Below are 14,206 nucleotides of genomic sequence, written 5' to 3'. Positions count from 1 at the left end.
TATAGATCAATGGCAGCGCAACCACGATCACCACAATGACTGCGGTATTGGATTTGTGTTTTCTGTCTTCCCTCATGGTTGAGTAAAGCCATTACCGCCAGCCTCCAATATCGCCTCCATCATCCTTAACGCCTCCCGGTTCGGCTTCACGTCATGCACGCGCACGATTCTTGCGCCATGCTCGCGGGCGTAGGCGCTAAGGGCGATGGTGGGCCAGAAGCGGTCCTCCATGGCTTCGGAATGCATGACGCGGGCGATGGTCGATTTGCGAGAGATGCCCACGAGCAGCGGACGCCGGGTGCAGAGCTGGGGAAGCTCGCGCATGAGGGTGAGATTGTGCTCCAGGGTTTTGCCGAAGCCGAAGCCGGGATCGAGCACGATGCGCTCGGGATCGATGCCCTCGTTTTGCAGCACGCGCAGGCGGTTCTCAAAGTAGTCCGACACGGCAGCGACGACATCGTCGTACTGCGGATGGGCCTGCATGGTCTGCGGCGTGCCGGTCATGTGCATGACGACGAGCCCCGCCTTGGATTCCGCAGCGACACGCGGCATGGCGGCATCACCACGCAGGCCGGTCACATCGTTGATGATGTCAGCGCCGGCATCCAGAGCGGCACGGGCGACGGAGGCCTTCATGGTGTCGATGGAAATGAGCGCCTTGGTTTGTGAGCGCACGGCGCGGATCACGGGCAGCACGCGGTGCAGTTCCTCGGCTTCGCTCACTGGCTCGGCACCGGGGCGGGTGGATTCGCCGCCGATGTCCAAAATGTCCGCACCTTCCGCCAGCAGCGTGAAGGCATGCTCCACGGCACGACCGGGATCATTGAAGCGACCGCCGTCCGAAAAGCTGTCGGGCGTAACGTTGACGATGCCCATGATGAGACCGCGATGGGTGAGATCGAGATCGTGGTTGCCAAATCGCCAGCGGAACATGGGTGGTGGGGGCGGCTCAGCCCGGTGCCGGGTATGTTGAGTTGGAACGGGTTTCCGCCAAGCAGAAAAGTACGCGGAAAAACTGCCCGTGATATTGCCCGCACCGCTTTCCCGCTGCATGGTTTGATGATGAAGCTCAACCCGGCCACCCTGCTGATCATCCTCCTCGCGCTCGGAGGTGCGGCGGCATTGTTTCTGGCGGGAGTGAAACCGGAACCGCCGCCAGCGGCCGGCATGCAGCCCCAGGTTGCGGCGGTGAAACAAGAAGCGGCACCGATCGACGTCACCAACAAGGCGGTAGAAGACCTTAAAAAGCAGATCGTGCTGCTGGAAGGCCAGATCGAATATCTCCAGGGCCAGAATGACGCCCTGAAAGATGAGAATGCGCAGATGATTCAGAAACTCGGCATGCTGGGCATGAAGGACGTGCCGAAGATGGCACCCAAGGGTGGTGAGGATGATGTGGCACCTGACTTTGTGGGCATGGGCTTGGAGATGATGAAAATGCGCAAGCTGCATGCGCTGCCTCTGGTCACGACAGCGGTCAGCCAGGAAGAGGTGGAAAAAGTCATCCTTGCCTGGTTGAAACGCCAGCAGCCGAACGAAGAAGGAAAGAAACTTGCGCGCGGACTCGCAGCGCTGGGCTGGATTCCTGAAGCGATTGATCCCCTGCCGCTGCGCGCCGCCCTGCTGGCCCGCCAGTTGGGCGGCTGGTATGACGACGAGTCGGAGACGATGTTCACGATCGAAGCCTCCACGGCATCCGGTCCGGCAGTGACTTCGAACGAGCCGCTGGGAATCGCCTTCGGGCAGCTGCTGCGCGAATATGGAAGCATTTTGTATCAGCCTCAGCATGGCCCCATGAAGACCGACATGCGGCTGGCGCGGGATTCATTGATCGCCGGAGATGCGGCGCTCACTCGCTTCCTGCACTCACTGCAAAATCCAGCTTCCGAGCTGAAGGATGATCTGCCTGCGGAAGATCCGGATCATCCGATCAACCAGGTGCCCATGCCGGCTTACCTGCGGGAGCTGGCGCTGTTCCCTTTCAATCGTGGTTTTGATTTTGCCCAGACCCTGCACAGCGCCGGCAGTTTCCCGCAGCTCAATGCTGCCTACAGCCGCCCCCCCATCAGCACGGCGGAGGTCATCGAGCCGGAAATCTATCTCGATCAGGAGCGCCCCGCTCCGGTGGAAATCCAACTGGGGGAAGTGAAGCTCAAGGGCGTGCTGCCATATCTCGACGACTGCCTTGGCAAGTTTGCCTGCGTCACAGCCCTGCGCACCTACAACAACGATGAAGACGCCGCGCTCGGCGCACGCGGGCTGGTGGCGGATCGTCTGCTGGCCTGGGTGGCGGATGGCGGTGCCAAGCGTGACCACGCCGCATGGCAGACGCTCTTCATGGACAAGTCCTCCGCCGATGCCTTTTACAAGGCGATGCTCAGTTCTTTAAAGCAACGCTACGAAACCAAGGGTGAAAGCGAATTCACCGCGCAGGGCCGGTTTGTCAGCCTGCTGCGCAATCGCAGCGATGCGGGAGTGGTGTTGATTGAAGCGGCCAGCGAAGAAGCCAGGGCCGCATTGAAACTTTTGATGAAGTGATGACCGCAAAACATGTTCTCTATTCAGGCCGCGTCCAGGGCGTGGGCTTTCGCTACAGCACGAAGCGCATCGCCTCGGGCTTTGATGTGACCGGCTGGGTCAAAAACCTGCCCGACGGCCGTGTGGAGTTGCTGGCACAGTCACTGGAGGCCGATGAACTGGACGCCTTCCTCGAAGACATCCAGCAGAGCAGCCTGGGCTCGCACATCAAGCAACGAGAGGTCCAACCCATAGCCGCAGAGCCAAACTTGCGTGGATTCAGCATTCTGCGTGATTAACCTTTCCCAACCCGTATGAGCGCCGCGCCCGCCGTTTCCGTCAACCACTTGACCAAGGTCTTCAAAGGCCACCTTGGCAAAGGTGCCTTCCGCGCCGTGCATGATGTGTCATTCACGGTGGAGGCAGGTGAAGTCTACGGCCTCATCGGGCCGAATGGATCCGGCAAATCCACCACGATGAAGGCCATCCTGGGCCTGCTCAATGCGACTGAAGGCAACACCAGCATCTTCGGCATCCCGAGCACGGAAGTGGCCAGCCGCCGCAGCGTGGGCTTCCTGCCGGAGAATCCGTATTTCTACAAGCACCTGACCGGACGCGAGACCCTGCACTTCTACGGCAAGCTGTGCGGCATGACCGGGGATGAATTGAAATCCCGTGCAGAGGAAATGCTGGCGCTGACCGGGCTTGAAGATGCGGCGACGCGGCGCGTGGGCGGTTATTCCAAAGGCATGCTGCAGCGACTCGGCCTGGCGCAGGCCCTGATCCATGAGCCGCAGCTGCTCGTGCTGGATGAACCCACAGCCGGTGTGGACCCCTCCGGCTCGCGCATCATCCGCGATCTGATCATCGAGTTCCGCTCGCGTGGCATCACCGTGCTGGTCACTTCGCATCTGCTGGAGCAGATGCAGGAGGTATGCGACCGCGTCGGCATCATGGCGCACGGGCGCATGGTGCGTGAGGGACGGCTGGACGAACTGATCGCCGTGGAAAATCAAACCGAGCTGGTTCTTGAAAATGCCTCCTCTGACCTGCTGGCAAAAATTGATGCGCTGGTGAAGGCCGAAGGCGGCGGCACGCGCCTGCTGCGCAGCGGCCACCCGCGCACGACGCTGGAGCGCCTGTTCATTGAAGCAACCAACGAACCGAAAAAACCATGAGCCAAGCCACCCCAAGTTCTGCCGCCGCCTCCGTGGCTCCGGTGCGCTTCTCCCCCCGGCGCGTGTGGACGCTGGCCTATGCGACAATGACGCAGCTGATGCGGATGAAAATCCTGCCCTTCCTGCTGCTGTTTTGCGCGCTGGTGGCGGCCATGGGCTTTGGCTTTTCCACCATCAATCCCGAGCAGCAGCTCAGCCAGTTCAAGACCATGTCCCTGGGCGTGCTGCAGGTGTTCAGCATCGTCTTCGGCATTGTGGCCACCGCCCTGCTGCTGCCGAAAGACCTGGAGGATCGCACTCTCTACACGATCCTGTCAAAGCCGGTGCCGCGCTTTGACTACCTGCTTGGCAAGCTGCTCGGAGTGCTGATGCTCATCGCCTCAGGCCTTGTCATCATTGATGCCGTGCTGAGCCTGATCTTGTGGCTGCAGCAGTCCATGCTGTTCGCCTCCGCCGTGTCTCAGCTGCATTCTGAAAACCAGGATTCACCCGAGGCGGTGGCGCAGATCCGTGAAATCGTGGCCCGACAGGGGCTCACCTGGAACCTGCACTGGGCGGTGTGGGCCATCTTCCTGAAGGCCGCCGTGGTGACCACCGTGGCCCTGCTGCTTTCCTGCATCGCGAGTTCGACGCTGTTCACCATCGTCATCACCTTTTGCATCACCATCATCGGCCATGGTCATGCGATGATCCGCGAATTCATCTTCCAGCCCAATCTCGGCAGCACCGCCACGCGCATCGCCACCTTTCTGCTGGCCACGATCTGCCCCGACCTGGCACAGTTTGATGTCGTGGACAGTGTGGCCAACGGCGAAATCGTGCCCTGGATTGCGGTTTATGAAATGACCGGCATCGCGGCGCTCTACATGACGGTGTACCTCTTCGTCACTCACCTGGTCTTTGTGGAGAAGGAACTATGAAACGAAAACTCCAGGCTGCTGCTGTGCTGCTGATTTTTGGTGTGCTGAAACTGCCGCTGGAGCAGCGGGTGACGCATGATCTGCGTACGATGCATCTGGTGGATGAGCCGCTGCATCTGGGCGTGAAGGGCAACATGGGGCAGATGGGCCTCGCCGCAGCATTCGGCGGTTTGCGCGGGCTCATCGCCACCGTTTTCCAACTGCGAGCCCATGTGGAGTTCACTCGGGTGAACTGGGCGCAGGTGGACAAATACTATGGCTTTGTGACGCAGCTCCAGCCGCGCAATGCCCGCTACTGGGAGGAGGCCTCATGGCACATGGCATACAATGCGGCTTCGTACTACCTCTACAACAAAGAGCTGAAAGGAGGCCTGCGTGGCACCTTGTTCCATGACTATGTGAAGCGTGGCATGGACATTCTGGAGGAGGGCTTGAAGATCATGCCGGACAATCCCCGACTGTGGCAAAAGCTGGGAGACCTGCACTGGAACCGCAGCAAGGACTTCAAAGCCTCTGGCGACGCCTACCTGAGCTCCTTCCAGCACGGCGGCCTGAATTTCACCGAGCGCTTCGCTGGCTTTGCCTATGCGCAGGCCAACGATCCCGACTCATGGGCCAAAGGCTACGCTATTTTGAAGAAGCTCTACGACGAGAAAAAGGCCACTCCCGGGCTGATCGAATTCCTGAAGATGCTGGAACAAAATCTCCATATCCCCGCAGCTCGGCGCATTCCTGATGCAGGCCCGGTAAGAACGATCCCAGATCCTCAGTCCGGTCCGCAGCGGCAGTAGGCTGGTGGCCTAGCTTGGTTGACATCCGATGCTTTCGGGTGAATTTTCACATTGTTCAACCAATGCCTGCCAAAATAGACATCCCCCGCAAGTCGATCTACCGCCTGTCGATCTACCAGCGCTGCCTGCAGCGTCTGCGTGAGAACCAGGTGGACACCGTGTCGTCTGCCGCATTGGCAAAAGCAGCCGGGGTGAAATCCACGCAGCTGCGCAAGGACTTGGCGTATTTCGGCCAGCTCGGCACCCGGGGTCTGGGCTACAATGTGGACGCCCTCAGCGGCACGATCGGGGATGTGCTGGGGCAGAATAAACTGCAGCCGGTCATCCTGGTCGGCGTCGGGAATCTCGGTTCCGCACTGCTGCGCTACGGCGGCTTCCGCAAGGAGGGCTTTGAAGTCGCGGCCGCGTTTGATCTCGCTCCCCGCAAGCAGCCACAGGTCACAGTGCCCGTGCTGCCGATGACTGAAATGGCCGAATTCATCCGCCGTCAGAATGTGAAAATGGCCATCCTCACCGTGCCCGCCAGCAATGCCCAGTCCGTGGTCAATGATCTGGTGCAGCACGGCATCCAGGCCATCCTGAACTTCTCCCCCACCGTTCTCGATGTCCCGGAGAATGTCGTGGTGAACAGCGTGGATCTGGCCGTGGAGCTGGAGAATCTGAGCTACTTCATCCGCTGATTTTTCGGTGCCTTGTGGCTGAGAATGAGTTGAAGCAAACGCGCTGCGACATGCGTTGATGTCGGACTCACCATCCGCCCCTCACCATGCTCCGACTTCTCGCTGTACTTTTCGCCATTGTCTCCACCGCCTCTGCGGCACATCCGTTTCTCTGCTGCGACTACGGCGGCGGGAAGGTGTGCGTGGTTTCAGCCGAAGGGAAAATCGAATGGCAGTGGGACTGCAAAAGCCCGCAGGACTGCTGGAAGCTGCCGAATGGAAACTACCTCTTCTGCTTTGTCAGTGGTGCCCTGGAGGTGACACCGGACAAGAAAATCGTGTGGGAGTACAAAGCGCCGACGGATGTGAAAGTCGAAGTCCATTCCTGCCAGCCACTGCCAGATGGGAATGTGATGATCGTGGAATGTGGCACCAGCCGCATCATTGAGGTGGATCGCGCCGGCAAGATCGCCAAGGAGATCAAGCTGACCGCGGCTCCTGAGATCAAGCTGCACAACCAGTTCCGTGGCACGCGCAAACTCGCCAACGGCCACTACCTCGTCTGCTTCAAGGGAGAAGGCAAAATCGTCGAACTCGATGCCGACGGCAAAGTACTGCGCCAGATCAAGGTTCCTGGAGATCCGCATGAAGTCGTGCCGCTGCCTGAAGGCCACCTGCTCATCACCTGCGGCGACGGCCATCAGGTGCGCGAACTCGACGCCAAAGAAAACATCGTCTGGGAGCTCGCGGAAAACGACATCCCCGGCTACGCCCTGCGCCTCATGGCGGGCTGCCAGCGCCTGCCGAACGGCAACACCGTCTTATGCGTTTATCTCGGCCATGGCCACATCGGCGAGCAAGCCCAGGTCATCGAAGTCACTCGTGACAAGAAGATCGTCTGGAGCGTGGCCGACCACGCCCAGTTCAAGACGATCAATCAGATCATGCTGCTGGATGTGCCCGGAGACGTGACGAAGGGCGAGGTGCTGCGCTGAGCTATAAGCAGTGGCATCGGCCACAGGAAATATGAGTTCATTTCATATTCCCAATCACCACCACCATTCGGCATCGACTCCAAGTTTTTTGAGAATGATTTCCGCAAGATTCTCGAAGTCTCCATGAGCCCCCTGCACAGCATAAATATGCGCGCCAATGGCTCCATCCACTGCTTTCAGGTCAAAAATCGGCTTGTGAGCCTCCATCGCCATCGGCACCAAAGAGCGATAGTTTTTCAGCATGGCAAGTCGATGATCGTCAACCTCCTCGCCGTCCTGCTGCAATCCCTTTTGGCCTAGAATGAAGTCAGCATATACTGCCGGAATCTTCTTCGCCCATCTGTCATAGGCCTTTACGAGGCCTGAATCGCGTTGTCCAAACTGCATTACCACATATCCCAATGCAGCCAGTTCGCCCGTGGGAAGATTGAGATCATCAGCAGGATTGTGCTGAAGCCTCACCTTCCATTCAGACCTCCACCGCTTGAGCGTCGGACCAAGATTACGTAAACCTTGGATAGAAAAAAGATCTGGAGCCAGAGGAAGCACGATGGAATCAGCACAGATCAGGGCCGCCCGGTTGATCGCACCGAGATTGGGACCAACATCAATCAACAAGATGTCGGCTTTGGCAGCTTTGCCAGCCGCCTGAACAATGCGGTAAAATGAACTGGTGGTTCGAAACGCAGGCTCCTTGCCATCAAGACACTTTCCCCAAGCCTCGGACAGTTCGCCTTCGAACTGCGCCAAGCCCAGATCACCCGGCACCAGCCACAAGTTGTAGCTCAGCTGTTGTACTGGCGTTACATCAATATCCCCCGTCCCTTTGATGATTGGCTGCAGCGCCCTCATGATGCTTAGGCTGGGGCCTGTATCATTCCAGATCTCCTCCAGCTTTTCCTCCGGTAGAAACATGGAAGTTAGATTTGCCTGCGGATCAAGATCCGCCACCACCACCTTTCTACCCATCTTCGAAAACATCCAAGCAAGGTGATAGACGAGGGTTGTTTTACCCACGCCACCTTTATTATTAAAGAATGCCAGTGTCTTCATCGAAGCGGATGCTTGAACACAATTGCGAGGAAATGGGTAGTTTCGCAGGTGAACTGCGCCGGAGAGCTGCCATTCTCCTGCAATAATGCCTGCGCCCGAGTCACCCCTCTGCCAAAGCGATTGGCGTAGCCCAACGAGACCATAGCCTCGGCCAGAATTGGGTTTCGATAATCATTCACGGAAGGGAAATTCTGCGGATTGGCCTCTCCGTAAAGCCCGCCTGCATTTTGTATCTCGATACGATCAGAGAAAAAATAAAACCTGGTGGGATGATTTGACTGATAATCGCGGTGAAGAATTGCATTCATCAACAGCTCACGAACCGCCTTTTCGGGATAATCCCAGACTAGGCGCTCGCGCAGAACTGACTCCACAACAGGTTTTTGGGTGAACCTAGCTTTCACAAAGAAATCAATCTCACGCAGCACGGCCATCAAACTTCCTGAGAATTGCTTCTGTTCAACAGGCTCATCAGCTAGGGTCTCTCCATCATAGTGCACAAACTGCACGTAGGCTCCGGGAAAAAAGTTCAGCGGATCCTTGCCAAACATGATCACCCCTGCGTTCGTTGGGCACCTTTTACCCAAGTTGTAAAAACGCAAAGCTGCCAGTTGGGCTTCAATTTCGCGGCCATTTTCGCGAATCACCTCAGGATCCACAGCCTGACGCCTGTATGTATTTTGAAAAGCGTCCAAATCCAGATCATCAAGCGTGGCTCCAAGACAAGGCCCAGCATCAAAAGTGCGGAAATGTACACTCCGCCGTTCGCTGAGCCTGCGCTCCTCCGACTCGCTGGCAATAGCCTTGCGAGGACCGACACGGATATGTACTCGCCCACGGTACCGCACGGGCGTCAAATCACTGGGATGCACTTCCACCACCAGGAATTCTCCACCTGCGGGATGTCTCTGCCTGAACACGGACATCACTGGCTGCGGCAAAATCTGGCCATCATCACGATATGAGGCGAATTGTTTTTGCAGTTCGTCTGTGATGCTCATGCCTGGAGAAAGGGATCCGTCGTCCTCCACTCCAATCAGTAGGTAGCCGGGCTTTCCATGCCCAGGCATGTCATTGGAGAAAGCGCAAATAGCCTCCCGGAACTTATCTGTGTTTGTAATCGAACGAGTACGCTCGATCCGATCAGCCTCAGTTGAGGTGATCAGCTCTTGCACTTGTTCATTCGATAGCATCGTGGGGGAAAGTTGGGCGGAAGTTCTGAATTAATAACTCCGCGCAAACACCACGCGGTGTGAGCTTGGCTTGCCGGTGAGGAAGCACTTGCCTTCCTCGGCAAACTGATCGCCGTGGGGGATGCAGCGGATGGTGACCTTGAGGTCTTTGCTGAGGGTGTCCTCATCGTCGCTGCTGCCCGCCCAGTTCATCAAGGCAAAGCCGCCTTCGGAGTCTTCCGCAAAGAAGGCTTTGAATTCCTCCAGCGTTTCGAGCTTCTTCATGTTCGCATCACGCAGTGCCGTGGCACGTGCGAGCAGCGCGTCCTGAATCTCCTGCAGACGCTCGGTGACGGACTGAATGAACTCTTCCTTGGGCACGAACTCCTTGGCCTTCGGTCCCTGATCGCGGCGGCAAACGGCCACGCTGCGACTGGTGATGTCACGCGGTCCCATTTCGAGGCGCATCGGCACGCCTTTCTTGATCCATTCCCAGTTCTTCGCGCCGCCCTGGAGGTCGCGCTTGTCCACGTGCACGCGCAGCGGCTCGCCGGCGAACGACTGCAAACGCAGCGTCTGCGCCAGCGCCTCGCAGGCGGCGATGACTTCATCCCGAGTGTCCGCCTTCGGCGTGACGGGAAGGATGACGATCTGATTCGGTGCCACGCGAGGTGGGATGATGACGCCGTCGTCATCGCCATGGGCCATGATGACCGTGCCGATCATGCGCGTGCTGACGCCCCAGCTCGTGGTATGGGCCAGCTGGCGCGTGTTGTCACGACCAAGGAACTGGATGTTCGCCGCCTTGGCGAAGTTTTGACCCAGGTAGTGCGAAGTGCCGGCCTGAATGGCCTTCTTGTCCTGCACCATCGCTTCGACGGTGAAGGTCTGCACGGCACCGGGGAAACGCTCGCGCTCGGTCTTCTCGCCAGGGATCACCGGGATGGCGAGGTGATCGCGCATGAAGTCCTCATACACCTTGTGCATGGTGCGTGTTTCCACGATGGCCTCCTCGGCGGTCTCATGAGCGGTGTGGCCTTCCTGCCAGAGGAACTCGGCAGTGCGCAGGAACAGGCGCGGGCGCATCTCCCAGCGCATGACGTTGCACCACTGGTTGATCAGCAGCGGCAGGTCGCGGTAGCTTTCCACCCAGCGGGCGAAGGCGGCGCCGATGATCGTCTCGGAAGTTGGACGAATCACGAAGGGCTCGGCCAGTTCTCCGGTGGGGATCATCTTCGTGGTGCCGTCGGGCTGCTTCTGCGCCTCCAGGCGGTGATGTGTGACCACAGCGCATTCGGTGGCAAAGCCCTCGGCGTGCTGCGCTTCTTTTTCAAGATAGCTCAGGGGGATCAGCAGCGGGAAGTAGGCATTGACGTGGCCCGTGGCCTTGAATTTCACATCGAGCTGGCGCTGGATGTTTTCCCAGAGGCCGTAGCCCCACGGCTTGATCACCATGCAGCCGCGGACCTCGGAGTTCTCCGCCATGTCGGCGGCACGAACGACCTGCTGGTACCATTCGGGAAAGTCTTGGGCGCGTGTGGGGGTGATTGCGGTGGCGTTGCTCATGGTTATTAGGGACACGCAGGATAGAAGCATTCCGCAGGCGGTCAATGATCGGCTGGCCTGACATCGAGCACCTTCAAGTGCCGGTCGGCGAAGTCCTCCCAATAAGCAATGGCGTAGCCTGCATGAATATGCACATCGAGCCGACGACCCACGGCATCACGCTCTTCGTAGTCAGCATATCGAGCTGGATAGCTGGTGATCTCTAGAAAACGCTTCATCAATCGTTTCCGATCCGCCGACTTGAGGGAGTCGAGAAACACGATGACCTCATGCGCCAGCAACAGTCGGTATTCGATCATGCATCAGCCGCGTATCTCTTGTTCAATTCCTCCAACGTCACCCAATGACCGGGCGAGTTATCATCGATCCTGCGGGCCATTTCTTCTGCAAAACTTGATTCGTCAGGCCCTCTAAGCGTGGTCAAGAAGGCTGCCAGACGGCGACGTTCCTGTTCGCCAAGCTTGCGAGCTTCTTCCATGAGGGTTTCCAGACTCATGCTTTAAATTCTATTTCTTGGCCGATTGAAGGCAAATGAAACTTTGCCGTTGCGCCAAGATGACCTCCCACGGCTGGAAGATCACTTAGATGCAGATTTTCTTCATTGCCCTGCAAGACTCGGCCCGCATAGACTGACTATCTCGAACCTATGCGCTCCCTTCTCTGTCTCGCCTTCCTCACTTCGGCTGCTTTTGCAGCCGACACCCATAAGCTGACCCGTGTTTATGAAAAGCTCCCCACGGAGCGCCCCATCGCATTGGTGATCCCGGAGGATGGCAGTGGTCGTGAGTTCCTCGCACTCCAACGTGGACAGATTTTGATCCTGCCGAAGGACGAGCAGGGCACGGAAGCCAAGACATTCCTCGATCTCTCCCCCCGTGGCATGGAGGCGAAGGACGGCTTTTTTGAAGAAGGCCTCAACGGCCTGGCCTTTCACCCGAAGTTCAAGGACAACGGCCTCTTCTACCTCTGCTACACGCTGCAGAAGCCCAAGCGCCTCGTCATCACCGAGATGAAGGCCAACGGCGACAAGGCGGACGAAAGCACCGAGCGCTCTCTGCTGGAAATCCCGCTGGTGAACTGGAACCACCACGGCGGCAACATCGTCTTCGGCCCGGACGGCTTCCTCTACATCGGCGTGGGCGACAACTCGAAGCGCAACGGCGAACTCAAGATGTCCCAGCTCAACGCCACGCTCTACGGCAAGATCCTCCGCATCGACGTCAACAGCCGCGAATACTCCAAGGCCTACGGCATTCCTGCCGACAATCCGTATGCGAACGGCGTGAACGCCCTGCCACAGATCTACGCGAACGGCATTCGCAACCCTTGGGGCCTGAGCTTTGACGCCAAAGGCCACCTCTGGTGCGCCGATGTGGGCCAGGACATCTGGGAGGAGATCAACTGGATCACCAACGGCGGTAACTACGGCTGGAACTTCCGCGAAGGCCCTGCCGCCTTCCCCCTGATGACCGACACGCCGCCCGCCGACGCGAAGTTCATCGAGCCTGTCCACGCCTACAGCCACGCCGATGGCCTCAGCATCACCGGTGGCATTGTTTACACCGGCAAAGTTCTGCCAGAGCTTCAGGGAGCCTATGTCTACGGCGACTTCATCCTCGGCAAAATCTGGGCGCTCAAGACCGATGACAGCGGCAAGGAAGTGAGCAATGCGCTGCTTTACACCAGCCCGCAGACGCCTGCCGCTGATCCCAAGAAGAAGCCCACCGTGCTGGTCAAACCGACCGCCTTCTGCGCCAACGCCGCCGGAGAAATGCTCGTGCTCGACTGGAACGGCGCGATCTACAAGCTGGGCAAGTAGTCTAGATCTTGCTTTTCGACCGCAGCCGCGCCTATGATTCGTCTTCCAATGGACGAATGGCATTATCTGCGCGGTGAAACTACCTTTGGCCCCATCAGCGGGGTCATGCTGCACAGCCTCATCAAGCGCGGGCGTTTGCAGAATGACACCCGCGTGAAGAGGGCAGGCGAGGCGGAGTGGAGTACCGTCTCACAGGTGATCCCAAGTCTGCCCACCATCCCGGACTCCCCGCCTCCGGAACAGTCCGCGAATGCCATGCCCTTCGACTCCAGCCTGCCGGGGGCATCAGTCGTTTATGCGCCACCCCAGTCAGCCGTGACAGCGTTGCCTTCGACGGAACTGCCTGCAGGGCTTTGGTTTGGCATGATCTTCAGCAGCGCGGCTTTGCTGTTGGAAATCGCCTGCTGGACTTTGGTTTCGATTCAACCATTCCAATCTGCAAAACAGGAGTTCAGATGGATCCCCTCTCTCCCCCGGTCTTTGATGGAAGGTTCTGCATTTGAGACCGCACTGCTCGCATCAGCCATCAGCATTGTCGCAACCGCCATATGGCAGGGCTGCGCTTTTGCTTCGCTGAAGCGTTTGTACGGAGACATGGTCCGTCGCAGCGTCTGGTCAGGACTCTGGTGGTTCGTGCCCATTGCCAATCTGTTTAAGCCATTGCTGTGTCTGCGGGACATGCGGCACCTCAGCCGAACACGGCGCGACTATGTGGACTTCCAGGTGCCATGCGGCCCTTTGCTCATCACCATGGAGGCTCTGATTGTGGTTCGCGTCCCCATCAGCATTTTCGAAGTGATGAACGTCAGCCCTCATGCTGCGGCCGGGTCTAACCTGGACTTGGCACAGGCTTCGAACTTTGCCATCATCGCCTTGGCCATGATCCTGCTGGCCATTGTCATCCGTAATTTTTTCCAGCAAAGAACACTCTATGCCCACTGGAGGGATGACGAGTACTGGAAAAATGTGGACATCCACTGACAAGCCGGGGACGATCCCCTGCCCGGCCTAATGATCATGGAGCGGACGCCCGTCGATGAGGTTGGCGATGTTGTTGGCGAGCATCAGCGTTGCGACAAGGGCAACCACCAGCCACAACAGCCCCAGCACCACGGCCTCCACGCAGAACCCTCTGACGGAACGCGCAGGCTGGCACAGCAGCTGCCAGCTCAGGAACGACAGCGAGCCCACATACACCAGCAGTAGAGGATAGTAAGCGATCAGCACCAGATCCCGCAGCCAGAGGGGATACCCGCCGACGTTTGTCCAGAAGTACGGTGTCTCACGCAGCCAGACAAAAGGCAGCAGAAACCCGGCCTTCAAAAAGGCCGCTACGTAAAATAGCGGCTTGAAGAAGGTGATGGGCGGGCTCTCGTTTTTCATCATTCCCATAAAGAAAGCACTCTCACAGGACTTGGAAACAGCCCAGTGATGAGGATGCGCCCCCGCCATTCTACGCGTTCCTTTAGCGCATTTATCCCCGCCAGGAAGATTGAACGCCAAGATTGCCCTTCTTGACACATTTCTTGGCCACCG

The 14,206-nt window shown here is 58.2% G+C and carries 16 protein-coding genes and 1 pseudogene; 10 read left to right on the top strand and 7 right to left on the bottom strand.

Annotated features, from left to right (window positions below; translation table 11 throughout):
• Nucleotides 1-72: 72 nt before the first annotated feature.
• The gene (folP, locus tag AC24GY_RS05300) at nt 73-933 is read right to left on the bottom strand and encodes a dihydropteroate synthase (protein WP_487680912.1); all 861 of its coding nucleotides are present in this window, start codon (nt 931-933) and stop codon (nt 73-75) included.
• A gap of 126 nt (nt 934-1,059) precedes the next feature.
• Here folP and AC24GY_RS05295 point away from each other — a divergent pair, with 126 nt between their 5' ends.
• From AC24GY_RS05295 to AC24GY_RS05265, 7 genes are all read left to right on the top strand, one after another.
• Nucleotides 1,060-2,538: a hypothetical protein gene (locus AC24GY_RS05295; protein ID WP_487680910.1), complete on the top strand. Its 1,479-nt coding sequence runs from the start codon at nt 1,060-1,062 to the stop codon at nt 2,536-2,538.
• Nucleotides 2,538-2,816 carry an acylphosphatase gene (locus tag AC24GY_RS05290; protein WP_422319177.1) on the top strand — a complete coding sequence of 93 codons (279 nt, stop codon included), beginning with the start codon at nt 2,538-2,540 and terminating at the stop codon, nt 2,814-2,816. The genes AC24GY_RS05295 and AC24GY_RS05290 overlap by 1 nt, the downstream gene beginning before the upstream one ends.
• Nucleotides 2,817-2,831: 15 nt before the next feature.
• Nucleotides 2,832-3,695: an ABC transporter ATP-binding protein gene (locus AC24GY_RS05285; RefSeq protein ID WP_487680908.1), complete on the top strand. Its 864-nt coding sequence runs from the start codon at nt 2,832-2,834 to the stop codon at nt 3,693-3,695.
• Complete coding sequence (locus AC24GY_RS05280) at nt 3,692-4,615, top strand: ABC transporter permease (RefSeq protein ID WP_422319181.1); 924 nt, start codon at nt 3,692-3,694, stop codon at nt 4,613-4,615. The genes AC24GY_RS05285 and AC24GY_RS05280 overlap by 4 nt, the downstream gene beginning before the upstream one ends.
• The gene (locus AC24GY_RS05275) at nt 4,612-5,406 is read left to right on the top strand and encodes a hypothetical protein (RefSeq protein WP_461523686.1); all 795 of its coding nucleotides are present in this window, start codon (nt 4,612-4,614) and stop codon (nt 5,404-5,406) included. The genes AC24GY_RS05280 and AC24GY_RS05275 overlap by 4 nt, the downstream gene beginning before the upstream one ends.
• Before the next feature lie 62 nt (nt 5,407-5,468).
• A complete protein-coding gene (locus tag AC24GY_RS05270; RefSeq protein WP_487680906.1) occupies nt 5,469-6,086 on the top strand; it encodes a redox-sensing transcriptional repressor Rex in 618 nt (205 codons plus the stop codon).
• 86 nt (nt 6,087-6,172) lie between these two features.
• Entirely contained in the window at nt 6,173-7,060 is an 888-nt protein-coding gene (locus AC24GY_RS05265) for a beta-propeller domain-containing protein (protein WP_487680904.1), read from the top strand.
• A 54-nt stretch (nt 7,061-7,114) separates the two neighbouring features.
• Here AC24GY_RS05265 and AC24GY_RS05260 read toward each other — a convergent pair whose 3' ends face one another.
• Genes AC24GY_RS05260 through AC24GY_RS05240 form a run of 5 tightly spaced genes read right to left on the bottom strand, consistent with a single transcriptional unit; the run spans nt 7,115 to nt 11,347 of the window.
• Nucleotides 7,115-8,113, bottom strand: a complete 999-nt coding sequence (locus AC24GY_RS05260) for a ParA family protein (RefSeq protein ID WP_487680902.1) — start codon at nt 8,111-8,113, stop codon at nt 7,115-7,117.
• The gene (locus tag AC24GY_RS05255) at nt 8,110-9,306 is read right to left on the bottom strand and encodes an RNA/DNA-binding domain-containing protein (protein ID WP_487680900.1); all 1,197 of its coding nucleotides are present in this window, start codon (nt 9,304-9,306) and stop codon (nt 8,110-8,112) included. The genes AC24GY_RS05260 and AC24GY_RS05255 overlap by 4 nt, the downstream gene beginning before the upstream one ends.
• A 30-nt stretch (nt 9,307-9,336) precedes the next feature.
• Nucleotides 9,337-10,851, bottom strand: coding sequence for a proline--tRNA ligase (gene proS / locus AC24GY_RS05250; protein WP_487680898.1), 1,515 nt, complete (start codon nt 10,849-10,851; stop codon nt 9,337-9,339).
• 41 nt (nt 10,852-10,892) lie between these two features.
• On the bottom strand, nt 10,893-11,150 hold the full coding sequence (locus AC24GY_RS05245; protein ID WP_422319125.1) for a hypothetical protein: 258 nt from the start codon (nt 11,148-11,150) through the stop codon (nt 10,893-10,895).
• Entirely contained in the window at nt 11,147-11,347 is a 201-nt protein-coding gene (locus AC24GY_RS05240; protein WP_487680895.1) for a hypothetical protein, read from the bottom strand. Before AC24GY_RS05240 ends, AC24GY_RS05245 begins: the two co-directional genes overlap by 4 nt.
• Nucleotides 11,348-11,497: 150 nt before the next feature.
• Here AC24GY_RS05240 and AC24GY_RS05235 point away from each other — a divergent pair, with 150 nt between their 5' ends.
• From AC24GY_RS05235 to AC24GY_RS05225, 3 genes and pseudogenes are all read left to right on the top strand, one after another.
• Nucleotides 11,498-12,670 (top strand): PQQ-dependent sugar dehydrogenase, encoded by a 1,173-nt coding sequence (locus AC24GY_RS05235; RefSeq protein ID WP_487680893.1) that lies wholly within the window; start codon nt 11,498-11,500, stop codon nt 12,668-12,670.
• A 33-nt stretch (nt 12,671-12,703) separates the two neighbouring features.
• Nucleotides 12,704-12,856 (top strand): annotated as a pseudogene (locus AC24GY_RS05230) (DUF4339 domain-containing protein); the annotation flags it as partial.
• Nucleotides 12,857-13,033: 177 nt separating this feature from the next.
• Nucleotides 13,034-13,651 carry a hypothetical protein gene (locus AC24GY_RS05225; RefSeq protein WP_487680915.1) on the top strand — a complete coding sequence of 206 codons (618 nt, stop codon included), beginning with the start codon at nt 13,034-13,036 and terminating at the stop codon, nt 13,649-13,651.
• A gap of 27 nt (nt 13,652-13,678) precedes the next feature.
• On the opposite strand, the gene AC24GY_RS05220 is transcribed toward AC24GY_RS05225, so the two are convergent.
• A complete protein-coding gene (locus tag AC24GY_RS05220) occupies nt 13,679-14,056 on the bottom strand; it encodes a hypothetical protein (RefSeq protein WP_487680891.1) in 378 nt (125 codons plus the stop codon).
• Nucleotides 14,057-14,206 lie beyond the last annotated feature (150 nt).

The organism is Prosthecobacter sp. Pr1, from assembly GCF_057652315.1.
This window is presented reverse-complemented; position numbering and strand designations above follow the sequence as displayed.